The sequence below is a fragment of the Alcaligenes aquatilis genome (genome assembly GCF_003076515.1).
GTDB lineage: Bacteria > Pseudomonadota > Gammaproteobacteria > Burkholderiales > Burkholderiaceae_B > Alcaligenes > Alcaligenes aquatilis.
The window spans coordinates 2219880-2242787 of the sequence record NZ_CP022390.1; the positions used below are offsets into that span (position 1 = coordinate 2219880).

Here is a 22908-nt window from a genome sequence, read left to right on the forward strand (position 1 = left end):
ACTGCCTGCGCTAAAACTGAAAGGGTTTACAGCGCTTTGACCATGTCTTCGATGGTCTTTTTGGCATCGCCAAACACCATCATGGTCTTGTCCATATAGAACAGTTCGTTATCCAGACCGGCATAACCAGCAGCCATGGAACGCTTGTTCACGATCACGGTTCGAGCTTTGTAGGCCTCCAAAATTGGCATACCCGCAATCGGCGAAGCCGGATCGTTTTTAGCCGCTGGGTTGACCACATCGTTGGCCCCCAGCACCAGCACCACATCGGTCTGAGCAAACTCGCTATTGATGTCGTCCATTTCAAAGACTTGCTCGTAAGGCATTTCCGCCTCGGCCAGCAAGACGTTCATATGGCCAGGCATACGACCGGCCACCGGATGAATGGCGTAGCGCACATTCACACCCTGGCTGGTCAGCTTGTCCGACAGCTCTTTCAAAGCGTGTTGAGCACGAGCCACGGCCAAACCGTAACCGGGCACAATCACCACGGACTCAGCATTGCTCATCATGAACGCGGCATCTTCAGCACTGCCGGATTTCACCGAACGACTGCCCTGATCCGCAGCACCCGCAGCCGCTTCCGGATTGGCACCAAAACCGCCCAGGATCACGTTGAAGAAGGCACGGTTCATGGCCTTGCACATGATGTAGGACAGAATCGCACCGGAGGAGCCCACCAGCGAACCGGCGATGATCAGCATGGAGTTGTTCAGGGAGAAACCAATCCCTGCGGCCGCCCAGCCCGAGTAGCTGTTCAGCATGGACACCACCACGGGCATGTCTGCCCCGCCAATCGGGATGATCAGCATCACGCCCAGCAGGAAGGACAAGGCCAGCAGCACGCCAAAGGCCCACCATGCCTGGGTCATCACAAAGATCACACCGCAAGCCAGGGCCAGCAGCCCCAGCAGCAGGTTCAGCATGTGCTGACCTTTGAAGGTGACAGGTGCGCCCTGGAACAGTCGAAACTTGTACTTGCCCGACAGCTTGCCAAACGCGATCACCGAACCGGAGAAGGTAATGGCACCGACCAGCGCGCCCAAAGCCAGCTCCACACGGTTACCCATAGGCAGAGCCACCTCGGCCGAACCAATCCCGAAGGCCACCGGCTCCAGCACCACGGCAATCGCAATGGCCACGGCAGCCAGACCAATCATGCTGTGCATGAAGGCCACCAGTTCCGGCATCTTGGTCATCTCGACACGGCGCGCCATGACGGTGCCCAGCACGCCACCAATCACCAAACCAATCAGAACCCGCAGCAAGCCAGAGAGCTCTTTACCTTCAGGGGCCAGGCTATAAATAAGCACAGCGGTAGTGGCAATGGCCAAGGCCATCCCCACCATGCCGAACAAGTTGCCACGACGCGAGCTGGCCGGATGCGACAAGCCTTTCAGGGCCTGAATAAAACACACCGAGGCCAGCAAATAGCACAAGGTAACGGTATTCATGGAAATCATGACTGCCCTTCCTTGGGCGTATTTTTAGCGCCCTTCTTTTTGAACATTTCCAACATGCGGCGGGTTACCAGGAAACCACCAAACACGTTGACCGAGGCCAGCGCTGTGGCAATAATGCCCATCGCCTGCGCCCAAGGGCTTTCGGTCAGGGCCGCTGCCAACATCCCGCCCACAATAATGATGGCCGAGATCGCGTTGGTCACCGCCATCAAGGGCGTGTGCAAAGCGGGTGTCACTGTCCAGACCACGTGATACCCCACGTAGATGGCCAACACAAAGATGATCAGGTTAATGACCAGGGGAGAAATAATATCCATGGCGTCAAGCTCCCTGCTGTGGAAAGAGTCGTTTGCCACCCTGTACAACGCGGCTGGCATTCACAATGTCGTCGTCCGCAGGGATATGCAGCTCGTCAGACTGATCCTTGAGCATCAAGCCCAGGAACTGTTGAATATTGCGTGCGTACAAGGCAGAGGCATCCGCGGCCACACGGGCCGGGAAGTTGGTCTCGCCCACCAGGGTCACGCCATGTTTTTCCACAATCTGATCCGCCTCGGTCAAGGCGCAGTTACCGCCACGGGCCGCGGCCAGATCAACAATGACCGAACCCGCCCGCATGGACTGCACCACATCCTCGGCAATCAGACGCGGAGCAGGGCGCCCCGGAATCAATGCCGTGGTGATGATGACGTCGGCCTGGGCGCAACGTGCCGCCACCACCGCCGCCTGCCGTTGCAACCAGGAAGCGGGCATGGGACGGGCATAACCGCCTACCCCTTGCGCCGCCTCACGCTCTTCATCCGTCTCGTAGGGCACGTCAATAAACTTGCCACCCAAGGACTCGATCTGCTCACGCGCGGCAGGACGCACGTCAGAGGCTTCCACCACCGCCCCCAGACGACGCGCTGTCGCAATCGCCTGCAAACCGGCCACACCCGCGCCCAGCACCACAACTCGGGCCGCTTTGACGGTGCCCGCCGCGGTCATCATCATGGGGAAGAATCGGGGATATAAGGTGGCCGCTTTCAGCACTGCGGCATAACCGGCAATATTGGCTTGTGAGGACAGAACGTCCATGCTTTGCGCCCGCGTAGTGCGCGGGATCAGCTCCAGGGCAAATGCCTGGCAGCCCGAAGAGGCCAGCCTGTCCAGACCCTCGCTCTCGTAAGGGTCCAGCATACCGACGACCACATGCTCGGCACGTAAACGTGCCGAATCAACATCAGCCGGGCCCACTACCAGCAGCACGGTGGCTTGATAGGGATCGCCTATCGTTGCCCCTGCTGCCTCGTAGTCAGCATCCGAGCTGGCAATACCCTGTCCGGCACCCGCCTCGATAATCACCTCATGGCCCGCCTTGCGGTAAGCCTTGATGGTATCGGGCGTGGCCGCTACCCTCTTTTCCCCGGTCCCCCGGGGGCTTAGTACACCCAGTCGCATCTTCAATCTCCAGTTAATTAACTAACTTCTATGATCTCTGACGACGTGCAGTACCCGGATGGGTGAGTCTGTCCCCCAAGGGGACACGACCCAACAACCTCTCCGGCCCGGTCTGTGTCTGTCCACAACACCGGAACACCATCTATAAATTCGGATGTGCATGAGCAGGCCTATTGCAGACCTGCTTGAACAGGATAAATACCTACCCCGTTGTATCCCTCTCCCGCCCCTGCCTTTTGCAGGAAACCACCATTCTTTTTGAACTCACTATAAGGGCCTTTATTTGACACAAGAAACCCTAACTCGCACTAGACCGCTTTAGACGAAAAAGCAAGACACATTACTACCACCTGATTATCGCAATAGGATGCTTGTTCTACGGATTTTTTTTGCTTGCCTGCCCGGTAACACTGATCCAATCAGCCTTTGCCTTGGACTTAGACGCCTGATAATTAAAACTACAAGTATTGGCCTGCTGCTAAGATAGCAACTTCTTATAAAACTTGTCATTAATCTGTAATGTTCGCTCAGAATCCCGCTACCGCTAGGTTTACCTCGTCAATAGCCGCTGAGCTGCCTCTTTTTAAAGCCTAGGCAAGCGCTCCCCTGCTTGTCGGTTTACCTGCACTCTTGAGCCCCAGGCTGATCTATCCCCATGGCAGAAATCCACATCGATCGCGTAGTGAAACGCTACGGCAGCAACACCATCATCAATGAATTGAGCCTGCAAATCCGGCATGGCGAGTTCTTCACGTTACTAGGGCCCAGCGGCTGTGGGAAAACCACGTTGCTGCGTATGATTGCCGGTTTCATCATCCCCGATGAAGGCCGTCTGTTTCTGGACAAGGAAGATATTACCTATCTGCCCGCGCACAAACGCGAGACCGGCATGGTGTTCCAGGACTACGCGCTGTTCCCCGATAAAACCGTATTTGACAATGTGGCTTACGGCTTGCGGGTGCGCAAGGTCAGCAGCAGCGACATCAAGAAAAAAGTCGCCTATATCCTGGACCGCGTTGAGCTGGGCGGCATGGCCCAGCGCTACCCGGCCGAGCTGTCCGGCGGCCAGCGCCAGCGTGTGGCCCTAGCCCGCGCCCTGGTGATCGAGCCCCGTGTCTTGTTGATGGATGAACCCTTGTCCAATCTGGATGCCAAGCTGCGTATTCAAATGCGCCAGGTCATCCGCGAATTGCAGCAGGAATCCAACATCACGGCTATTTTCGTGACGCATGACCAGGAAGAAGCCCTGTCCATGTCGGATCGCATTGCCTTGTTGCGCCAGGGCCGTATCGATCAGCTCGATACCCCCGAAGCCATGTACGCCACACCGCGTACCGCCTATGCCGCCGACTTTATTGGCGCGGCCAACCTGATCGACACTCTGGGTGTACATGTGGACGCCGATCACACCACCGTCAGTATTGCCGGCGGACACATTCTGGTAAACAGCCCGGCCCCTGATGGCCAGGTGCTGCTGGCAGTACGCCCCGAAAACATCACCCTGCATACCGAAGCCCAGGCTGGCAGCATCCCCGCTCAAGTCGTGGCACGCCAGTACCTAGGGACTAAAACGGCCTACAGCCTGAAGTTGAGCGACGGCAAACCCATTATTGCTGACGTTGCTGCCGCCCAGGACCCACATCTGTCTGCAGGTGGCTCGGTGAATCTGAGCTTTAGTCCTGAATGCCGTCTGGTCGAGGCCTAAGACCCATGGCTATTGCTGCAAGACCCCTGGCCCTTCGTTCCCCCTGGTTCCTGCCCGCCCTGATTTGTCTGGTGGTGCTGGTGTTCTGGGTCGTCTGGCCCCTCGCCTCTCTGTTCTATCAAAGCATTATCAACCCGGCAACGGGCATGCCCAGCCTGCATGGGTTTGAAACCTTCTTCAGCGACCCGCGCTATGTTGAAGCTTTCTTCAACACCATCAAACTGGGGCTGATCTCCACCGTTGGGACCTTACTGCTGGGCGCCCCGCTGGCCTATGTGGTAGCCCGCTACGACTTCCCCGGCAAAGCCATTGTGGCGATCCTGCCTTTAACCACCATCGTGCTACCCGACATTATCGTCTCGCAGGCCTGGCTGATGCTGCTGGGCAATAACGGCGTGGTGCGTCTGGCCCTGGAAAGCATCGGTATTGATCTGCCCAGCTTCTATGGCTGGTTCGGCATGTCCTACGTGCTGATCCTGAACGATTACACCTACGTGTATATCGGCATGCTGGCTGCGCTCAAAGCCATTGATGGCACGCTGGAAGAAGCGGCCGTGAACCTGGGTGCCACCAACTTCAAGCGAGCGCTGAGCGTGACCTTCCCGGTGCTGATGCCTGCCTTGCTGGTCAATGCCATGATTGTGTTCACGCTGGCCGTAGACAACTTCTCCATCCCCATGATTCTGGGTGGTCAGGTTGATGTTCTGTCCTCGCTGACCTACACCACCTTCCTGTCCGAGATGAGCGGCAACCCCACCATGCAAGGCGTGCTGGCCGTGGTGTCCGTGATTCTGGTCGGTGCGGTGTTATTCATTCAGAAACGGGTACTGGAGCGCAAGACCTTCCAGATGCAGCAAGGCCGTGCCCCGCGTCCGGTTCGCGCTCAAGGTCTGGCCGGTATCTTGCTGACCATCGGTGCGGTGATGTTTGTCACCTTCTCGCTGATCCCGGCCTTTATCGTGCTGATGGGTGCTTTCACCAAAGCCAGCGGCCCGGTCATGCAGTACGGCACCTTCACCCTGGACAATATGGAGCGTGCCCTGCGCTACGCCCCCGAGCCCATCTTGAACTCGCTGATGCTGGCCAGTGTTGCCACCGTTGCAGGCACCTGCTTTGCCACGATCTGCAGTTACCTGATCGTGAAAAAACGTTTGTTCGTGGTGACTGCACTGGACTATATGGTGATGCTGCCTTTGGCCATTTCCGGCACCGTGCTGGGTATTGCCCTGATCCAGACCTACAACAGCGGCATGCTGGTGCTGACCGGCACTTGGGTGATCATGGCCGGTGCGTACTTTGTGCGTAAAGTGCCTTTTTCCATTCGCTCGGCCTCGGCCTCGCTCTACAACATTCCCGACTCTATCGAAGAGGCTTCCATCAATCTGGGTGTCAGCCCCTTCCAGAGTTTCTTCAAAGTGGTTCTGCCCTTGATGAAGCCCGCCATTCTGGGCGCGGCCATCCTGATGTGGGTCACTTCACTGGCTGAAATTTCCGCCACTATCGTGCTGTATTACGGTGGTATGGAAACCATGCCCATCCAGATGTTCCGTCAGATCGACGCCGGCTTTCTGGCCCGTGCTTCGGCTTACGGGGTGATCCTGATGGTCGTGATTCTGGTGCCGATTTATCTGGCTATCCGTTTTCTCAAGCTGGATTTGTTTTCCAGCCGCTAATCTAAAAAGGCTCACTATGCTGACTACACGTTTTTTGAAAACTGGTCTGGCACTCTCCTTCAGTGTCGGCGCCCTGTCCCTGTCCGGTGCCGCCCTGGCCGCCAATGCCGTGATGTACACGCCCAACAATGTGCAAACCATTGATACAGCGCTGGAAATCGCTCGAAAGACTGCTTCTGACCTGTCCATTCAACAAGTGACTTCGGGCGCTGGCGCCTTGATGAAGCGTATCGAAGCCGAATCGCAGAGCCCGCTCGGTGACGTGGTATGGGGCACTGGCTACGGCACCATGGCCGCTTTCCAGCAGAACTTCGAGGCTTACGAGTCGCCCGAGAACAAGGCCATTCCTGAAGCCTTCCACGGCAAGGACAGCCTGTGGACCAGCTCCAACGCGCACGTCATGGTCATCATGGTCAACGACCGTCAGCTCAAAGGCTTGGCTGCTCCCAAGACCTGGGCTGATCTGTTCGATCCCCAGTGGAAAGGCAAAGTCATTATTGGTGACCCCGCCTCGTCGGGCAGTGCTTACGACCAGGTTTACGGCATCTACCAACTGTATGGCGCTGAAGGCCTGCAAAAGCTGGCGGCCAACGTGATCGTGTCCAAGAGCTCGGGCCAGGTTTACAAAAGTGTGGCAAACGGCGAGTACCCCTTGGGCGTGACCATGGAATACGCCGCTTACGCCTATGTAGCTGGTGGTCAGAAAGGCATTGAGCTGGTCTACCCTGAAGACGGCACCTTCATCGCCCCTGAAGGCGTAGCTGTCATCAAGAACCCCAAGAACGGCCAGGAAGCAGCGCGCAAACTGGTCGATGTTCTGCTGTCCAAAGAGGTTCAGGAAGCCGAACTGGTTGAGAACTTCCGCCGCCCCACCCGCAGCGACATCAATGTGGCCGAACTGACCAAACTACCTAATCTGGATCAGATCAAGATTGCCAGCACCGACCCCTTGAAGGCCGCTGCCGAGTACGAAACAGTCATCGAGGCCTGGAAACAGGCGTTGGCAGCAGCGGGTAAATAAACCAGCCAAGCCCCGAACTGAACAGCGACGCCAAGTGGGCCTACCCCACCAGTTGCTTGATCAGAACTCAAGACAAAACCCTTGGTGTGGGCTTCGCTCCGCACCAAGGGTTTTTTATCACCGCTAAAAAACGACGCCCAAAAAAGAAGCAAGATCCGCTCTAACCCTCTCAGAGTCGTTCAATATGCGGCACCGGCTCACCAAGCTCCATCCATCGAGCCATCGCCGCCGAGACTCGCTGTCCTGTAGCCTCCAAACCCTCTTGCTCGACACAATCAAGACGAATGATGTAGTTTAAAAAGTCCCCGCCTACATTGGCCGCCAAGGGCAGAACCTCCAGCCCCTGTTGTTTCACCATATCAAACACAAGCCGAAAATTAGGGCGCATGGAGTGCCAATAAATAGCCCCGTACTGATGCAAATCGGCGCATAAATCAGCAACAAGAACGGGATCCTGATGGAAGCAAATCTCCATTCAAGCCCCGCTTCGCTTAATCAACCGGATAAATCTGATCTTCACGCAAACGCGGGCGGTCTGCTTCCACTTCCGTCAAGGGCTCCACGCGTTGCATCGTTGCCAAAGAACGCTGCGCCAATCGCTGGTACATACGCGTGCCGAAGAATTTGCCATCAATGGCTTTCTGATCCAGCTCTTTGACCACCGTCGCCGGGGACCCCGCCACCAGACTGCGGGGAGGCACTTGCATGCCTTTTTTCACAAAGGCCATCGCACCAATAATGCTGTCTGCACCGATGTCCGCCGCGTCCATGACGACCGCATTCATGCCCACCAACACGTTGCGACCAATGACGCAGCCGTGCAGCACGGCGCCGTGTCCGACGTGGCCATCCTCATGCACCACCGTATCCTGATAATGCGTGCCGTGAATAACACAGGTGTCCTGAATATTGGAGCCGGCCTTCATGATGATGCGCCCGAAGTCCCCTCGCAAACTGGCCAAAGGGCCGATATACACGCCCTCACCAATAATGACGTCACCAATCAGTACAGCGGTAGGATGAACATAGGCCGTGGGGTGAACCACAGGCACCAGCCCATCAATAGAATAAATATTTTGCATACCTGCCTCGTACAAAAAGCCTGCACCCACAGCCGGCCCCAGGTCCGGCCAAAAATACGATCATAGCTGCTACAGACCGATATAATGCGCCGTACTCTCTCTTTTTGCACCCTATGAGCATGTTGTATTACTGGCTGGCTTTTTTCTTGGGCATGGTGTTTTACGCCGCCTACTTGTCGCAGTCCTTTTTGCTGTCGCAAGGCATCCTCTATATGAAGGAAAAAGATCAATCGCCACCCCTGCTCTGGCTGTTCACCCGCTTGATCGGCTTTATTCTGCGCGCCATTCCCGGCTTGCTGATGCGCCCCATTCCCCTGATTCTATGGGTCTTGGGCATGGGGCTGACGGTGCAATACAGCTTCGCACCTTAGGCCGGATAGTTCACTCCCTGCTTGTTCACTGCATGGACGGCCAGATCAGGATGAACCCCTCCTGACCTCATGCTTGCGACTCCCAGTCAAGCATCCTGCGCCTGTCAGTCAATTCAGCGCCGCCCACCCCTCCTACACTGACGCAAACCAAAATGGCCGGGCTCGGTAAGCAGCGCGGTCTGACGATCAGAATCGCGGATACCGCGACAAGGAGGATGTATGCAGACAAGAAAAATCGTCCGGGCAGCCGCCGTACAGGCCGCCTCTCCCAACTACGATCTGGCAACAGGGGTTGATAAAACCATTGAGCTGGCTCGTCAGGCCCGCGATGAGGGCTGCGACCTGATCGTGTTTGGTGAAACCTGGCTACCAGGCTACCCCTTCCACGTCTGGTTGGGCGCACCGGCCTGGTCGCTGAAATACAGTGCCCGCTACTATGCTAACTCACTCTCGCTGGACAGTGTGGAATTTCAACGCATTGCCCAGGCCGCACGGACCTTGGGCATTTTCATTGCCTTGGGCTATAGCGAACGCAGTGGTGGCAGCCTGTATCTGGGCCAATGCCTGATCGACGACAAAGGCGAGATGCTGTGGTCGCGCCGCAAACTTAAACCCACACATGTCGAGCGCACCGTGTTTGGTGAAGGCTATGCCCGTGATCTGATTGTGTCCGACACCGAGCTGGGCCGCGTCGGTGCGCTGTGCTGCTGGGAGCACCTGTCTCCCTTGAGCAAGTACGCGCTGTACTCCCAGCACGAAGCCATTCACATTGCCGCCTGGCCGTCTTTTTCGCTGTACAGCGAACAGGCCCATGCTCTCAGCGCCAAAGTAAACATGGCTGCCTCGCAAATCTATTCGGTCGAAGGCCAATGCTTTACCATCGCCGCCAGCAGTGTGGTCACTCAAGAGACGCTGGACATGCTGGAAGTGGGAGAGCACAACGCCTCCTTATTGACCGTGGGCGGTGGCAGTTCCATGATTTTTGCGCCAGACGGACGCACACTGGCCCCCTACCTGCCGCACGATGCCGAAGGCCTGATCATTGCCGACCTGAACATGGAAGAAATTGCCTTCGCCAAGGCAATCAACGACCCCGCAGGTCACTATTCCAAACCTGAGGCTACCCGTTTGGTACTGGATTTGGGGCACCGTGAGCCCATGACACGGGTTCACTCCCAAAGCCTGATCAAGGAAGAGGCCTGCGAACCACTCACACCCAGTACGATTGCACCAGTTGCCATCAGCCAGATCCAGGAATCGGACACACTGTTGGTGCAGGAACCGTCCTGATCGCCCAGAAAGCAAGGCCCGGACAGACTGCCCAGGCCTTGCTTTCTTTTGCCTTCTCGTTGCGGCCACCGCCTCATCCTGGTCGGAAATTATCGTCACCCGCCACTATTTCTGGTCTGGTGCAAACCAAAGATCTTGCCTGATACTTAGTCAGTCCAGTTGATCGCAGTCCTGCCGTCAGCATTCGGATACACGACGCAGAGGTCATCAATGGAGCAATGGTCCACCACGGCAATTCCCCCTACCCGGCGCGCGCCCTACTGGATGGAGGCCGTCAATAAGGCCTATGTACAACTGGAGTGCACCGTCCCCTCCCGTTCCTCTGCCCCCTTCTTCGGTGCCATCACGCGCCATGAACTGGCCGCTGTCAGCCTCTCTCATATCACCTCGACCACACAGACAGTCCTGCGCACGCCGCTGCAAATCTCCAGAGCATCCGAGGATATTTTTCTGCTCAGCATACAAGTGGCCGGAGCGGGAAAGCTGGTTCAGGATGACAAGACCGCTTACCTGCAACCCGGTGAGTTGGCCTTGTACGACTCCACCCGTCCCTATCAGCTTCTGTTTGATCAGGACTTTGAGCAGTATGTACTTTCTTTGCCCGGCTCCATTTTGCGCAATCGTTTGCACAATGCCGAGGACATGACAGCCTGCAAAATCACCAGCGCGCAATCGGGCACGGCACGCTTGCTCTCCCATATGGTCAGCGAGCTAACCGACTGCCCCCCTTCCGGAGGCCCCAGTGTAGATACGTCGCTTGCTGACAGCTTGGTCAGCATTCTGGTGGCGGCGCTAGCAGAGAATCTGGGCGGCCTGCCTTTACAGGACAACACAGGGTCTGTACGACGCGACCGCATCAAAGCCTATGTACTGGAGAATCTGCGCGATCCTCAATTGAATATAGGCAAAATTGCCAAACGCTTGGACCTGACGCCCAGCACCTTACACCGCGCCTGGGAGGGCGAGGCCAACTCACTGACAAGCTGGATCTGGTCCATGCGCTTGCAAGGCGCTGAACAGGATTTACGCCAACTGGCCCATCAACACAGGACCATCACAGAAATTGCTTACCACTGGGGGTTCAGCAGCTCTGCCCATTTCAGCCGGGCATTTCGACGGCACTTCGGAGTGCCGCCGAAAGAGGTCCGCGAGAATATGCGGGCCCTGGCCCAAGCAGACTCAAAGCCTATCTGATCAGACGGCCCGGCGTTCTGGCAATCAGGCAATCAGGCAATGGCCTTGCCGTCATTCAATGCCAACAGGCCTTTGACCAGGCGGTACACGATCCACACGCCCACAATCACGATGGTCACAAAACCGACCAGAATCGCCATCAGCAAGAACGACAGCACCACGCCAACCAGGCCCCACCAGAAAGTACGGATTTGCCAATCGAAGTGCGACTCCAGGTAAGTGCCGCGAACCTCATCACGTTTGATGTAATTGATGATGATGGCGACCAAGGCGGTAATACCGCCAAACATGGACAAGATGTACAGGGCGTAATTGATTAATGTCAGGTTACGTAGGTTGACCAACTGCTTGGTACCCTCGTCTTGTGGAACCGGATTCATATCATCATTCATTGATCACTCCTTGGAAAAACAAACGGTAGCGTTACCTTTGCTGTAACGCTACCGGAGAAACGCTGTTCGGGCTAACGACTGTCAGTAAATTAACGCAGTCCGATAAAGGGCATGGCAGAACCGGGAACCAGACTTTCTGGTAGTTTACCGTCCCACTTTTCCACTGCATTCAAGTTGACCAGATTGGTGTTCTGGGCCAATGCCTGAGCCTTGGCAGAAATCGCCTTGGCCTCAGCTTCACCACGCAGACGAATACCATCGGCTTCAGCCATGTAGCGTTCGCGTTGAGCGCGAGCCTCTGCTTCGGCCTGCACCACCTGGATTTCAGCCTGAATAGAAGCGGTTTCTTTTTGCTGGCGCGTGGTTTCAATTTGAACCTGGGCCAACATGCGGTTTTCAATCGACTGCTCGTACGCTTTGGAAAAAGACACTTCCTCAACCTGTACACCCATCATCTGCATGGGGGCAGACTCCAGCGTCACGCGCATGGCCTCGTTAATGTCAGCACCGAGTTTTTCACGATTCTGAATGGACTGAGCGGCGGTGTACTTACCGAACACGTTCTTGATTACGTCCAGAGCCTTGCGCTCCAGCAAGCGGGCCTCCAAAGCTTCCAGCGAACCGTATTCGGAGTACAACTGGGCCACATCGGTTTCAGGCACTCGATACGTTACCGAGGCCACCATGGAGGCAGACTGCTGGTCAAAACTATACGCCTCAAGCTGCATGCGAACCGTGTGATCACGCACCGAAATCTTGCGTACCGTATCAAAGAACGGAACCTTAAAGTCCAAGCCAGGTTCGGCCACGCGCACCAACTTACCGTTACGCAGCACCACGCCACGTTCACCCTGATCGACCTGCAAGAACGAGCCCATGGAGGCCACAATCAGGATCAGGAAAATAACAACAGCGGCCCCCAGAAAGCCCAGTCCCTTGGAGAAATTGGTCGTGCCACCTTCTGACTTCGCTTTAGCAGCCAGTTTCGTTAATGGATTTTTATCAGTGCTCATCACGGCTTCCTTTATGTGGCTGACGCGTCTGGTCTTTTAATTGACGACGTTCCACCATCAGTTGCCGTATGCCTTTGGCAATCAGGTAGGCCAGCACAGCGGCCCCCAACAAAATCAAGATGATACGCATGACGCTTCAGTCTTCCCACTAGATTTCAAACAGACGGCAATTATCCCCGATTCCCTATGCCATGCTCAGAAAATAAGCGTCAAAATATGACAAATGGGCCATATTGCCGGTAAGAAATCATAAACGGACGCCCTTGCAGCATCCTAGGCAACGCGATACGCGGCCTGCGCCTTTATTCCAAAGAAGCCAAGGCCGCATCCAGATCAGGCATATGCGCCTGCACAGGAGGCACATCACTGCGAGTGGCAATCAAGCGCAAAATATGATTTTTGCTGATCTGGAAAGTACGCATTAACTGCTCCAGCTCGGCAGTAGAGTATTGGCGGGCATTATCACGCAAAGCCGCCTCCAGCGCATCCAGCTGTTCATAGACCAAGTCCAGATCTTCGCGCTCTTGAATATACAGACGCGTCAGCCAAATACGCTGCCCCACAGCGTCCCATTGCTCCAGCCCCGAAAACCCATGCTTTTGCGTCAGGCTATTTAATTGGCGGTACAGATCCGAACCGCGCCTTATCTGAGTGACATCGAGCACAGGAGGAAAACCGTCGGGCAGCCCCCCATCCCAAACAGGCTCGCTGCGCTCTACCGTTTGGAGCACTGGCAAAATATCGTGCAGGCTTTGCACATAACGAGTCACGACCTGGTCATCCAATGCCAGCTCAGTTGAGGACGCCAAAAACGGCAGGCCCATCAAGGCCATGCCACAGATACAGAGGACTCGTTTAATCATCGCTCGCCCTAAAAAACAAGACAGCCGTCTTGAACGACGCAAAACACTTTGTTTGATTGTAAGCACGAGATTCACTGCTTTTCTTGGCCTGTGCCAAAAACGACACAGCATTTCACTCTTTAATAGTCTTGCTCTAAAAAGACTTGCCCTGTTTGAATTTCATACTGTCTGAAATTTGTCAGCCGGACTATCCGTGAAATTGGCTTCACTCTGTCCCAGAATAAAGGTAACAATTATTTTTTATTTTGGCTTCAGAACAGGCTTGAACGCAGCGTCGACAACGTGCCTGATCGCTCTTTCCCGGCAGGCTTGGGCACACGCGAAAAGCGGCGGGCAATAAAAAAAGCCCTTGAAAACAAGGGCTTAATTTAATTTCAGCTGGCGGAGACGGAGGGATTCGAACCCTCGATACGGGTATAAGCCGTATGCTCCCTTAGCAGGGGAGTACCTTCAACCTCTCGGCCACGTCTCCAGCTCTAGGAAAGAAGTAACTATAGCATTTTTAAAAAACCAATGCAAATAGCTATAGGGATTATTTTTCCTGATCCAGCTCGAACGTCTTGTGCAGAGCACGTACGGCCAATTCCATGTACTTGTCAGCAATGATGACCGAGGTCTTGATCTCGCTGGTGCTGATCATCTGGATATTGATGCCCTCTTCGGACAAGGCGCGGAACATGGAGCTGGCAATACCAGCGTGGTTACGCATGCCGATACCAACGATGGACACCTTGCACACGGCTTCGTCAAACACGATTTCGCCAGCGCCCACAGCAGGACCGACCTGGTTCATCAACAGTTCCTTGGTGCGCAGCGCATCGTTGCGGCTGACGGTAAAGGAGAAGTCAGTTGTGCCTTGAACCGACAGGTTCTGCAAAATCATATCGACTTCAATGTTGGCTGCGGCAATAGGGCCCAGAATGGAATAGGCCACGCCAGGGGTGTCAGGGACGGCGCGCAGGGTGAATTTGGCTTCATCACGGCTGAAGGCGATGCCAGAGACAACGGCAGCTTCCATTTTTTGGTCTTCCTCGAAAGTAATCAGCGTGCCCGAAGACATTTCTTCTTCGAGCGGAATCATGGGGTCGGTCATGGAGGACAGGACGCGCACAGGCACCTTGTACTTGCCAGCAAATTCCACGGACCGGATTTGAAGAACTTTGGAGCCCAAGGAGGCCATTTCCAGCATCTCTTCAAAGGACAGCACTTTCATGCGTCGAGCTTCTGGCACAACGCGTGGGTCAGTTGTGTAGACACCGTCCACATCGGTAAAGATCAGGCATTCACTGGCCTTCATGGCAGCGGCCATCGCCACCGCAGAGGTGTCCGAACCGCCACGACCCAAGGTCGTGATGTTGCCTTCTTCATCCACACCTTGGAAGCCGGTCACAACGACCACACGGCCTGCGTCCAAATCCTGGCGGATGCGGGTGTCATCAATAGAACTAATGCGGGCACGGGTGTAGGCATTGTCGGTTTTAACGGGAACTTGCCAACCGGCGTAGCTGCGGGCGGGAACGCCCTGGGCAGCCAAAGCCATGGCCAACAAAGCGCTACTGGCTTGTTCACCCGTGGCAGCCAGCATATCCAGCTCGCGCGGATCAGGCTGAATGCTCAGTTCTTTGGCCAGGCCTAGCAAACGGTTGGTTTCACCGGACATGGCCGAAGGAACCACCACAACTTGGTGCCCGGCGGCATGCCATTTGGCAACCCGACGCGCCACATTCTGGATGCGCTCGATCGAGCCCATCGACGTGCCGCCATATTTATGTACGATCAGGGACATCTTTTACTCTGCATCAAAGGGCTAAGGTCTGGGATAGACACAAAACCCAACTATTTTAACGACTTTCTGTGCCCCAAGCGCAGGCTCTACCAGATACGCACGCAAAAAACACATACTTTGCCGACTCAACACCATAGCCCACGCTCCTGCCACAGGCCACCCCAAACTACTTACTTGTTAGATTGATCTGCCCCCAGACTGTTTTTCTGCTCACCTGAGCAGGCAGATTCAATTTGCACCCGACCACGCACACAGCGGATCAGATTCGGTCCTTGCTTCCATATCAAATTTCTGTCGTGACCTTGGGCATGGACACCGCGCAGCTGGCGCAACAACTCCGCCAGACGTGCATGCGTGGGTAAACCTGCACCCTGCGCTTGCAACCAATAACGGATCACCATGCTTTGTCGGGCCGGTTCCAACTGACGCCAGGCGCTCAGGCTGAAACTGCGGCCTGCCTCATCCGGCTCCAGAGCTTGCCAATCCTGGCGGGCCACACTGTCCAATACGTCCTGCGTCTCGCGGCTTAACTGGGCTTGTCGTTGCAAACGGCGTTGCCAACCCGGCCAGCGTGCATCCAGCACGGGCGTGAGCAAGTCGCGCACTGCACCACGGGTGTACTCAGGATTGATATTGGTAGGGTCTTGCACTGCCTGCCAGCCTGTGGCCGCTGCAAAATTTTCACTGGCTTGAAGAATAAGAGCCCTGGGCTGTTCCAGCCAGGGTCGCCAGTAATTCAGATCATCGCGCTGCATATGGGGAGCCATCGCACCCAGGCCGGTTGTGCCCGTGCCTCGCAGCAAACGCATCAAAACGGTTTCAGCCTGATCGTCCTGATGATGAGCCAGCAGCACATGCTGCAAGCCAACAAAATGCGCCAGTTCAGCCAGACCCTGATAGCGGGCATCACGCGCGGCAGACTCCATACCATCCGCGCTGAGACGGCGGGACTGTACCTGGACTCGCAAGCTGTGACAGGGTCGCTGCAAACGCGCAGCCAAATCATGCACATGCGCTTGCCATTGATCGGCAATGGCTTGCAGGCCATGATGAATATGAAAAAAATGAAGTGTGACGTTGCGGCGGCTGGCCCAAAGATGGGCATGTACCGCCAGCATTGCCGAGTCCGCACCACCACTTAAGGCAACAGCGACACTATCGCCACTTTTAAAACTTAGGTGATGATCAAGCGCCTCCAGCAGCGGGGTTGAGGGGCTAAAGCCCCCCAGCTGACTGGAAGACAATGGATCAGGCACGAACTTCCTGATAACGCCCGTAGGCCAAGAGACGTTCCATACGCTGCGCCAGCAATTGTTCGGTGCTCAGGCCTGAGACCTGACGCAAGGCGTCAGCCAAAGCGCGGCCCAATTGGCGTGCCATCATAGTGGGGTCGCGATGCGCGCCACCGATAGGTTCATTGATCACGCGATCAACCAGACCCAGTTCTTTCAAACGCGGGGCAGTGATGGCTAGCGCTTCAGCCGCCACAGGAGCTTTGTCCGCGCTACGCCACAAAATTGAGGCGCAACCTTCGGGCGAGATGACGGCGTAGGTGGAGTATTGCAACATGGACACCACATCTCCCACAGCAATGGCCAACGCGCCGCCCGAACCGCCTTCACCAATAATAGTGGAGATGATAGGCACACGCAGTTTGGCCATGGCAAACAGGTTATGGCCGATCGCTTCGGACTGGCCACGCTCTTCAGCACCAATACCGGGGTAAGCACCGGGGGTGTCCACGAACGTGAAAACCGGAATGCCGAATTTTTCTGCCAGATGCATCAGGCGCAAGGCTTTGCGATAACCTTCGGGGCGCGGCATGCCAAAGTTGCGGCGGGCGCGCTCTTTGGTATCACGACCTTTCTGATGACCAATGACCATGCACGGTGTGCCGTTGAAACGGGCCAGACCACCCACAATAGCCAGGTCATCCGCGTACATGCGGTCGCCATGTAACTCATGAAAGTCCGAGAAGATCTGGTTTACATAGTCCAGCGTGTAGGGACGTTGCGGATGGCGAGCAACCAGGGCCGTTTGCCAAGGCGTGAGCTTGGCGTAAATATTTTTGGCCAGCGTCTGGCTTTTTTGCTGCAGACGGCTGAGTTCCTCTGAAATATCCACAGCGGAATCAGATTGCACGTAGCGGAGCTCTTCGATTTTGCCTTCGAGCTCGGCCAAAGGCTGCTCAAATTCCAGGAATGTATTTCGCATGTCGGTTCTTAAGGTTTAGGCCTAATTTAATATCGTACCGCAACTGTGTTCAGACTGCGCCACAGATGCCAGGTGGCCACCGTGCACCACGGTGCCCACGCTTGGGCAACTTCACGCGCCTCGAACCGGGATACCGGCTCGCCGCTGAAATAGTGCAGAGAGATTGCCTTGAGCAGGCCCGCATCATCCAAAGGGAGAACATCGGGTCTGTGCAAGTTGAAAATCAGAAACATATCTGCCGTCCAGCGACCCACGCCACGAATGGCGCACAGATCAGCAATAACGGCTTCGTCAGACAGGGACTGCCATGCCTGGGGGTCGATTTTACGAGCATCAAAGTGCGTCGCCAAATCAACAATGTATTCAGCCTTGCGTTTGGGCAAACCCAAACCATGCAAGGCCTCGTAGCCCAGTTCCACAATCAGTTTGGGCGAGAGCGCCTGACCGCAACCGTCCAGCAGCTTACGCCACAACTGGTCCGCTGTACGCGAGGCCAGTTGCTGGCCCACGATAGAGCGCACCAAGGTGGTGAAAGCCGGCGCCTGATGTTGCAAGCAATAGTCGCCGTGCTGGGGGATGAGCTTGCGCAAGATACGATCGCGCCTCATCAACTGGGCGCACGCGTCGTCCCAGTAATCAGGTTTGCCCACCAAACGAACTTGGGGGCCGGATTGGACGCCGTTTAGGCCCTGCGCCATTGTGTTGCTCCACCTGGCCGATCTTCCAGCTCAACGCCCTGCTCTTTAAGCTGATCACGAATGGCATCGGCACGGGCAAAGTCCCGGTTCTGTTTAGCCTGGCTGCGTTCAGCCAGCAGCGCGTCAATCTGGGTATCACTCAAGGAGTCGGCACCAGCCACATTGCCCGCTTGGCCAAAGCGTGTGCTGGCGCGCCAATAAACGGCCGGCTCCACTTGCAAAAGACCAATCACCCCACCGAGCGCACGCATCAAGCCGGCTGCCTGCGCATCCTTGTCACGGTTGGCCTGACCAGCCAGCTCGAACAGGACGGCAATGGCTCCAGCGGTATTGAAGTCGTCATTCATGGCTTCGGCAAAAGCCAGCGCGGGGCCTTGAGTCCAATCAATGTCCACTTCGGCCGCAGGAACGTGTTGCAAAGTCTGGTACAGACGATCCAGCGCCTGTTGGGCGTCGCGCAGATTGTCCGGCGCGTAGTTTTGCAGACTGCGGTAATGGTTGCGCACAATAAAAAAGCGCAGCATTTCCGCTTCACGCGGATTGGCGATGTAGCTGCTTTCTTCGTCGGCCAGACCTTCAGGAGCCACGGTATCGCGGATGCGACGGAAATTGCCCAGGGACTTGGACATTTTTTCCGAGTCCACCATCAGGGGACCGCAGTGCATCCAGACATTGGCCAACTGGCCGCCAAAAGCACCTTCTGTTTGGGCAATTTCGTTTTCGTGATGGGGGAACTTCAAGTCCGGGCCACCGCCATGAATATCCAGGGGCTGACCCAGCAGTGCCTTGCTCATGGCCGAGCACTCAATGTGCCAACCCGGACGGCCCAGACCATAGGACGATTCCCACTTGGATTCGGCAGGCTCGTCTTCTTTTGCCGCCTTCCACAGCACAAAATCCAGGGGGTCGCGCTTGGCCGAGTTCAGGGCCACACGCTCACCGGCACGCAGATCGTCCAGGGAGCGGCCCGACAATTTGCCGTAGCCGGGGAACTGACGCACCGCATAGTTCACATCACCGTCCTCGGACTGGTAGGCCAGACCGTTCTCTTCCAGCTTGGCAATAATGCCCAGCATATCGGGCACGTACTGTGTAGCACGCGGCTCCGAATCGGGACTTTGCACACCCAGGGCCTTTTCGTCGGCATGCATGGCCGCAATATAAAAGTCCGTCACCTGTGACATCAGTTGCTTGCGCTCGACGGCACGGCGGATGATCTTGTCATCAATATCGGTAATGTTGCGCACATACGAGACGCGATAGCCGCTTGCTCGCAGCCAGCGCTGCACGATGTCAAAACTGACCAGCATACGGGCATGCCCCAAATGACAGAAGTCGTACACCGTCATACCACAGACGTACATACGTACGTGGCCCGGTTCAACCGGAGAAAACACCTCTTTAGAGCGTGACAACGAGTTATAAATGCGCAACATGGCCTGTAATCGTCATAAAATCGGAACCTTGTGCCAGAACAATTTGCCCTTGGATCAGGTTCCGTATTTCCCGCCCGGCAAGAGGCAAGGTTAGAATGATGGTCAACAAGTATAGCAAGCAGACCTCGTTAAAGGCAGCAATCTACCAACCTTCCTGGTCTTCAAGCCAGATTTTATAGGCGCCCCCTCTGTGCTCAGTACACCTAGACGGACTCGGTTTTTCGCTCCGTGCACCCTGGCCTTTTTGCTGGCCCTCGGTCTCAACGTGAGCGCCCAATCCTTGCCCGATTTACCCCCGCCCGCCGTGCGGGTGAACGATCCCCTGCTCGATATCGCCCCCGAACCTGAACGTGGCTGGAAGGGACTGGCCCGTGCACTGGACGTGCTCGCGCCCAGTGTGGATACCTCGTTGCCGCTTAGCTCCGCTCAAATCAGTCAGCGCATCAGCACCCTCATTGCCCAAGGCCGTCATGCTGACGCCTTGCAAGCTATTGAGAAACAGCTGGAGCAGCGCAAAGACCGTGGCGAACCCGGTGCCAATGTGCAACTGCTGTTTTTGAAAGCACGTGCCCTGTCGGCCAGTGGTGACCATAATGGCGCAATCCGCCTCTATCAGGATATGACCACCTATTATCCGGAGCTTCCTGAGCCCTGGAATAATCTGGCGGCTGAGTACATTGCACAAGACAAGCTGGATATGGCACTGGAGGCCCTGAAAATGGCCTTGACCGCCGATCCGTCCTACGCACTGGCTCGCGCCAATATGGGTGAAGTCCAATTGATGCTGGCCAATGACACCTATCGTCAAGCCGCCGCCAGCGGTGTGCCCAAAGCAGCCCAGCGCGCGCAACAAACTGGCCAAATTCTGCAACAATAAGATTTTTATTTGACGGGATTGTCCCTCTCTTATGTTTGCAAGCACATTTCAATGGTGTGATCAGGCTCGTCGCTTGCGCACCCTGCTTATTGCTGCCTGTATGGCTATGCCTATGATGAGCAGTCCGGCTATGGCAGCAGATTCTTCCACTTCTTCTGAAGGCACTTCTATGAGCACCTCCCCACGCGTCCAACTGCAGACGAATCAGGGCACCATCCTGATCGAACTGAACGCAGAAAAAGCCCCCAACACCGTTGCCAACTTTGTGGACTATGTGTCCAGCGGTTTTTACGACGGCACCGTGTTTCACCGTGTGATCAACAACTTCATGATCCAGGGTGGTGGCTTTGAGGCCGACATGAAGCAAAAATCGACCAATGCTCCTGTCAAAAATGAAGCCGACAACGGTTTGAAGAACGACAAGTACACCCTGGCCATGGCTCGTACGTCCGACCCACACTCGGCTACGGCTCAGTTCTTCATCAACGTGGCTGACAACGACTTCCTGAACTTCACCGCACCGACCGCCAATGGCTGGGGTTACGCCGTATTTGGCCGCGTGATCGAAGGCATGGATGTGGTCGACAAAATCAAGACCGTGCGCACGGGCAACAAGGGCTTCCACCAAGACGTGCCCGTTGAAGACGTCGTTCTGGAAAAAGCCACGCTTGTCGAATAAGCTCACGCTTGCGGGCACTATCTGGATTGCCGCGGACCTGCACCTGGGTCCGGACAATCCAGACACCGTCCAGGATTTCCTGCAGTTTCTGCACTCCGCCCAGCATCAGGCACACGTCTTGATTCTGGGCGGTGATATTTTCAATGCCTGGATCGGTGACGATCAAATTGCCCACCCTGCCCCCTGGCTTGCTCAAGTCAGTGAGGCGCTGCGCTCTTTTGCGCAGCAACATCCGCTTTATTTAATGCGTGGCAATCGTGACTTCCTACTGGGCAAGGCCTACGCCCAACATGTCCACGCCACGCTCTTGCCGGATCAAGTGGTCCTGGATACCTCTGCCGGTTTGATTTTGATGTCCCACGGTGACGAGTATTGTCTGGACGATCTGGCCTATCAACGCTTTCGCTATTGGGTACGCAAACCCTGGCTGCAAAAGCTGTACCTGGCCTGCCCGTTAAGCCTGCGCCAACGTATTGCAGACTCTGCCCGTGCGGGTAGCCAGCGCGGCAAGCAATACAAATCCAAAGAGATTATGGATGTGCAGCCTGCGGCGATTGTCGCGGCCTGCGAGGCACACTCTGTGCACGCCATGGTGCATGGCCACACACATAGACCCGCCGTGCACGACATTCCCGGCTTTGAACCGGTACGCCGATGGGTACTGCCGGATTGGGAGTCTGACTTCTCTAAAGAAGAACGGCGTGGCGGCTATATCAGTATTGAAGGCACGCAGCTTTGTTTGCACCAATGGGGTAAAAAGGATCAGTGCCAGACACTGGGACCTCAGCAAGTTTGACTTCGTTGACTCCGGCTATAGGCAGTTGGTTTTAAGTTGGGTTTTTTCGTCCGTTCATGGGATGAGAAACTGCTTATTCTTGTGAGCGACAGCGACAGGCCGCAGGAATCAAGGTAGCTGCATAAGCATTTTTGAGGGGGCCGCTGGGCTCGACTTGGCGGGTCTCCGGCCCGTGCTGTGCACGGGTTCCCTGGTCTCTTGCAGTATCCAGGCGCCCTGTGAACTCGCGGGGTGGCTCGTCCCCCGGACGAACCACAAGCGCCCCGCTCAAACAGCACAGGGCTTGCATCCTGGATACTGCAAAAGCCTGCGGCCAGAGTCCTGACTCGCCCATCGAGCCCAGCGGCCCCCTCAAAAACACAAAAGAGACCATATTTCTTGCGGCCAAGATGCCTTCTCCTGCTTCCTATCAAGTGACAGTCAACAACTGGAGTCCTGCTACAAAACAGCCCATGAATAACGCAAGGCTGCTTGTCCCCACCTCACTGTGAGCCTCTCGGTTCGTCTGCCCCGGTATCCGGGGCGGTTTAGACAGCTTGCCGCAGGCGGTGTTCGGATACGGGATGCAAGCGCCCTTCTGTTTGAGCGGGGCGCTTGTGTCTTGTCCAGGGGACAAGACACCCCGCGAGTTAAGGGCGCGCCCGTATCCGAACACTGACAAGGGTACCGGTGCGCAGCACCGGCAAGTAGTCAGCCCGGACACCGGGGGAGACGAACCGAGAGGAGTCTTGCTGAGACCAAGCTCTCCTCACGTATCAAAAGCCAAGCCAGACCAACTAGCTGGCGACAAACCCGCTATTTGCTAACTAACCCTTGAACACAACAATCGCCAAAAAAGTGCCTATCCAGTTAGCACACCAATCAAGAGACAGACAGACAGACAGATAGGTAGGTAGGTAGGTAGGTAGGTAGGTA

23 protein-coding genes and 1 tRNA gene are annotated in these 22908 nt (G+C 55.9%); 9 read left to right on the forward strand and 15 right to left on the reverse strand.

Annotation, left to right across the window (positions count from 1 at the left end):
• Positions 1 to 26: 26 nt before the first annotated feature.
• Genes CA948_RS10180 through CA948_RS10190 form a run of 3 tightly spaced genes read right to left on the reverse strand, consistent with a single transcriptional unit; the run spans position 27 to position 2903 of the window.
• A complete protein-coding gene (locus tag CA948_RS10180) occupies positions 27 to 1463 on the reverse strand; it encodes an NAD(P)(+) transhydrogenase (Re/Si-specific) subunit beta (RefSeq protein ID WP_094195916.1) in 1437 nt (478 codons plus the stop codon).
• The gene (locus tag CA948_RS10185; RefSeq protein WP_009457776.1) at positions 1460 to 1780 is read right to left on the reverse strand and encodes an NAD(P) transhydrogenase subunit alpha part 2; all 321 of its coding nucleotides are present in this window, start codon (positions 1778 to 1780) and stop codon (positions 1460 to 1462) included. Before CA948_RS10185 ends, CA948_RS10180 begins: the two co-directional genes overlap by 4 nt.
• A 4-nt stretch (positions 1781 to 1784) precedes the next feature.
• The gene (locus tag CA948_RS10190; protein ID WP_108727939.1) at positions 1785 to 2903 is read right to left on the reverse strand and encodes an NAD(P) transhydrogenase subunit alpha; all 1119 of its coding nucleotides are present in this window, start codon (positions 2901 to 2903) and stop codon (positions 1785 to 1787) included.
• A gap of 655 nt (positions 2904 to 3558) precedes the next feature.
• Here CA948_RS10190 and CA948_RS10195 point away from each other — a divergent pair.
• The 3 genes from CA948_RS10195 to CA948_RS10205 are packed head-to-tail and all read left to right on the forward strand — an operon-like array spanning position 3559 to position 7302.
• Positions 3559 to 4608 carry an ABC transporter ATP-binding protein gene (locus CA948_RS10195; RefSeq protein WP_108727940.1) on the forward strand — a complete coding sequence of 350 codons (1050 nt, stop codon included), beginning with the start codon at positions 3559 to 3561 and terminating at the stop codon, positions 4606 to 4608.
• 5 nt (positions 4609 to 4613) lie between these two features.
• Positions 4614 to 6281, forward strand: coding sequence for an ABC transporter permease (locus CA948_RS10200; protein ID WP_094195913.1), 1668 nt, complete (start codon positions 4614 to 4616; stop codon positions 6279 to 6281).
• Positions 6282 to 6297: 16 nt separating this feature from the next.
• On the forward strand, positions 6298 to 7302 hold the full coding sequence (locus tag CA948_RS10205) for an extracellular solute-binding protein (RefSeq protein WP_108727941.1): 1005 nt from the start codon (positions 6298 to 6300) through the stop codon (positions 7300 to 7302).
• Between the two features lie 169 nt (positions 7303 to 7471).
• Here CA948_RS10205 and CA948_RS10210 read toward each other — a convergent pair whose 3' ends face one another.
• Positions 7472 to 7777 (reverse strand): hypothetical protein, encoded by a 306-nt coding sequence (locus tag CA948_RS10210; protein ID WP_108727942.1) that lies wholly within the window; start codon positions 7775 to 7777, stop codon positions 7472 to 7474.
• 16 nt (positions 7778 to 7793) lie between these two features.
• A complete protein-coding gene (locus CA948_RS10215; RefSeq protein ID WP_108728744.1) occupies positions 7794 to 8384 on the reverse strand; it encodes a phenylacetic acid degradation protein PaaY in 591 nt (196 codons plus the stop codon).
• A 113-nt stretch (positions 8385 to 8497) separates the two neighbouring features.
• On the opposite strand from CA948_RS10215, the gene CA948_RS10220 reads away from it, so the two are divergent.
• The 3 genes from CA948_RS10220 (at position 8498) to CA948_RS10230 (ending at position 11239) form a co-directional block, all read left to right on the forward strand.
• Positions 8498 to 8755 carry a hypothetical protein gene (locus CA948_RS10220; protein WP_094195910.1) on the forward strand — a complete coding sequence of 86 codons (258 nt, stop codon included), beginning with the start codon at positions 8498 to 8500 and terminating at the stop codon, positions 8753 to 8755.
• Positions 8756 to 8974: 219 nt separating this feature from the next.
• Positions 8975 to 10045 (forward strand): nitrilase, encoded by a 1071-nt coding sequence (locus tag CA948_RS10225; protein ID WP_108727943.1) that lies wholly within the window; start codon positions 8975 to 8977, stop codon positions 10043 to 10045.
• 210 nt (positions 10046 to 10255) lie between these two features.
• A complete protein-coding gene (locus tag CA948_RS10230) occupies positions 10256 to 11239 on the forward strand; it encodes an AraC-like ligand-binding domain-containing protein (RefSeq protein WP_108727944.1) in 984 nt (327 codons plus the stop codon).
• 32 nt (positions 11240 to 11271) lie between these two features.
• On the opposite strand, the gene CA948_RS10235 is transcribed toward CA948_RS10230, so the two are convergent.
• The 10 genes from CA948_RS10235 to cysS all read right to left on the reverse strand — a co-directional run bounded on the left by CA948_RS10235 (position 11272) and on the right by cysS (position 19641).
• Positions 11272 to 11631: a DUF4870 family protein gene (locus CA948_RS10235; RefSeq protein ID WP_094195907.1), complete on the reverse strand. Its 360-nt coding sequence runs from the start codon at positions 11629 to 11631 to the stop codon at positions 11272 to 11274.
• A gap of 89 nt (positions 11632 to 11720) precedes the next feature.
• Positions 11721 to 12644 (reverse strand): prohibitin family protein, encoded by a 924-nt coding sequence (locus tag CA948_RS10240; protein ID WP_094195906.1) that lies wholly within the window; start codon positions 12642 to 12644, stop codon positions 11721 to 11723.
• On the reverse strand, positions 12634 to 12774 hold the full coding sequence (locus CA948_RS17695; RefSeq protein WP_022983530.1) for a hypothetical protein: 141 nt from the start codon (positions 12772 to 12774) through the stop codon (positions 12634 to 12636). The genes CA948_RS10240 and CA948_RS17695 overlap by 11 nt, the downstream gene beginning before the upstream one ends.
• Before the next feature lie 172 nt (positions 12775 to 12946).
• Complete coding sequence (locus tag CA948_RS10245) at positions 12947 to 13507, reverse strand: hypothetical protein (RefSeq protein WP_230019130.1); 561 nt, start codon at positions 13505 to 13507, stop codon at positions 12947 to 12949.
• 379 nt (positions 13508 to 13886) lie between these two features.
• Positions 13887 to 13979, reverse strand: a tRNA-Ser gene (locus tag CA948_RS10250).
• Between the two features lie 60 nt (positions 13980 to 14039).
• The gene (locus CA948_RS10255) at positions 14040 to 15293 is read right to left on the reverse strand and encodes an aspartate kinase (protein ID WP_094195904.1); all 1254 of its coding nucleotides are present in this window, start codon (positions 15291 to 15293) and stop codon (positions 14040 to 14042) included.
• A 170-nt stretch (positions 15294 to 15463) separates the two neighbouring features.
• Positions 15464 to 16411, reverse strand: a complete 948-nt coding sequence (gene tilS, locus CA948_RS10260) for a tRNA lysidine(34) synthetase TilS (RefSeq protein ID WP_420866725.1) — start codon at positions 16409 to 16411, stop codon at positions 15464 to 15466.
• A gap of 130 nt (positions 16412 to 16541) precedes the next feature.
• The gene (locus CA948_RS10265) at positions 16542 to 17507 is read right to left on the reverse strand and encodes an acetyl-CoA carboxylase carboxyltransferase subunit alpha (RefSeq protein WP_042483971.1); all 966 of its coding nucleotides are present in this window, start codon (positions 17505 to 17507) and stop codon (positions 16542 to 16544) included.
• Positions 17508 to 17533: 26 nt separating this feature from the next.
• Positions 17534 to 18205: a DNA-3-methyladenine glycosylase family protein gene (locus CA948_RS10270; protein WP_094195903.1), complete on the reverse strand. Its 672-nt coding sequence runs from the start codon at positions 18203 to 18205 to the stop codon at positions 17534 to 17536.
• Complete coding sequence (gene cysS, locus CA948_RS10275) at positions 18190 to 19641, reverse strand: cysteine--tRNA ligase (protein WP_094195902.1); 1452 nt, start codon at positions 19639 to 19641, stop codon at positions 18190 to 18192. The genes CA948_RS10270 and cysS overlap by 16 nt, the downstream gene beginning before the upstream one ends.
• Before the next feature lie 265 nt (positions 19642 to 19906).
• Here cysS and CA948_RS10280 point away from each other — a divergent pair, with 265 nt between their 5' ends.
• From CA948_RS10280 to CA948_RS10290, 3 genes are all read left to right on the forward strand, one after another.
• A complete protein-coding gene (locus CA948_RS10280) occupies positions 19907 to 20518 on the forward strand; it encodes a tetratricopeptide repeat protein (RefSeq protein ID WP_230019128.1) in 612 nt (203 codons plus the stop codon).
• Between the two features lie 169 nt (positions 20519 to 20687).
• Complete coding sequence (locus CA948_RS10285) at positions 20688 to 21197, forward strand: peptidylprolyl isomerase (protein ID WP_199827856.1); 510 nt, start codon at positions 20688 to 20690, stop codon at positions 21195 to 21197.
• Positions 21187 to 21993: a UDP-2,3-diacylglucosamine diphosphatase gene (locus CA948_RS10290; protein WP_094195900.1), complete on the forward strand. Its 807-nt coding sequence runs from the start codon at positions 21187 to 21189 to the stop codon at positions 21991 to 21993. Before CA948_RS10285 ends, CA948_RS10290 begins: the two co-directional genes overlap by 11 nt.
• Positions 21994 to 22908: the final 915 nt, after the last annotated feature.

What these genes read in the sequence shown, in the direction of transcription:
- CA948_RS10195 (WP_108727940.1), top strand. Translation starts at nt 3,559, where the DNA reads ATGGCAGAAATCCACATCGATCGCGTAGTGAAACGCTACGGCAGCAAC.
- CA948_RS10205 (WP_108727941.1), top strand. Translation starts at nt 6,298, where the DNA reads ATGCTGACTACACGTTTTTTGAAAACTGGTCTGGCACTCTCCTTCAGT.
- CA948_RS10255 (WP_094195904.1), bottom strand. Translation starts at nt 15,293, where the DNA reads ATGTCCCTGATCGTACATAAATATGGCGGCACGTCGATGGGCTCGATC.
- CA948_RS10265 (WP_042483971.1), bottom strand. Translation starts at nt 17,507, where the DNA reads ATGCGAAATACATTCCTGGAATTTGAGCAGCCTTTGGCCGAGCTCGAA.
- CA948_RS10230 (WP_108727944.1), top strand. Translation starts at nt 10,256, where the DNA reads ATGGAGCAATGGTCCACCACGGCAATTCCCCCTACCCGGCGCGCGCCC.
- CA948_RS10200 (WP_094195913.1), top strand. Translation starts at nt 4,614, where the DNA reads ATGGCTATTGCTGCAAGACCCCTGGCCCTTCGTTCCCCCTGGTTCCTG.
- CA948_RS10190 (WP_108727939.1), bottom strand. Translation starts at nt 2,903, where the DNA reads ATGCGACTGGGTGTACTAAGCCCCCGGGGGACCGGGGAAAAGAGGGTA.
- CA948_RS10270 (WP_094195903.1), bottom strand. Translation starts at nt 18,205, where the DNA reads ATGGCGCAGGGCCTAAACGGCGTCCAATCCGGCCCCCAAGTTCGTTTG.
- CA948_RS10285 (WP_199827856.1), top strand. Translation starts at nt 20,688, where the DNA reads ATGAGCACCTCCCCACGCGTCCAACTGCAGACGAATCAGGGCACCATC.
- CA948_RS10185 (WP_009457776.1), bottom strand. Translation starts at nt 1,780, where the DNA reads ATGGATATTATTTCTCCCCTGGTCATTAACCTGATCATCTTTGTGTTG.
- CA948_RS10245 (WP_230019130.1), bottom strand. Translation starts at nt 13,507, where the DNA reads ATGATTAAACGAGTCCTCTGTATCTGTGGCATGGCCTTGATGGGCCTG.
- CA948_RS17695 (WP_022983530.1), bottom strand. Translation starts at nt 12,774, where the DNA reads ATGCGTATCATCTTGATTTTGTTGGGGGCCGCTGTGCTGGCCTACCTG.
- tilS (WP_420866725.1), bottom strand. Translation starts at nt 16,411, where the DNA reads ATGCTGGCGGTACATGCCCATCTTTGGGCCAGCCGCCGCAACGTCACA.
- CA948_RS10220 (WP_094195910.1), top strand. Translation starts at nt 8,498, where the DNA reads ATGAGCATGTTGTATTACTGGCTGGCTTTTTTCTTGGGCATGGTGTTT.
- CA948_RS10240 (WP_094195906.1), bottom strand. Translation starts at nt 12,644, where the DNA reads ATGAGCACTGATAAAAATCCATTAACGAAACTGGCTGCTAAAGCGAAG.
- CA948_RS10210 (WP_108727942.1), bottom strand. Translation starts at nt 7,777, where the DNA reads ATGGAGATTTGCTTCCATCAGGATCCCGTTCTTGTTGCTGATTTATGC.
- CA948_RS10215 (WP_108728744.1), bottom strand. Translation starts at nt 8,384, where the DNA reads ATGCAAAATATTTATTCTATTGATGGGCTGGTGCCTGTGGTTCACCCC.
- cysS (WP_094195902.1), bottom strand. Translation starts at nt 19,641, where the DNA reads ATGTTGCGCATTTATAACTCGTTGTCACGCTCTAAAGAGGTGTTTTCT.
- CA948_RS10180 (WP_094195916.1), bottom strand. Translation starts at nt 1,463, where the DNA reads ATGATTTCCATGAATACCGTTACCTTGTGCTATTTGCTGGCCTCGGTG.
- CA948_RS10235 (WP_094195907.1), bottom strand. Translation starts at nt 11,631, where the DNA reads ATGAATGATGATATGAATCCGGTTCCACAAGACGAGGGTACCAAGCAG.
- CA948_RS10225 (WP_108727943.1), top strand. Translation starts at nt 8,975, where the DNA reads ATGCAGACAAGAAAAATCGTCCGGGCAGCCGCCGTACAGGCCGCCTCT.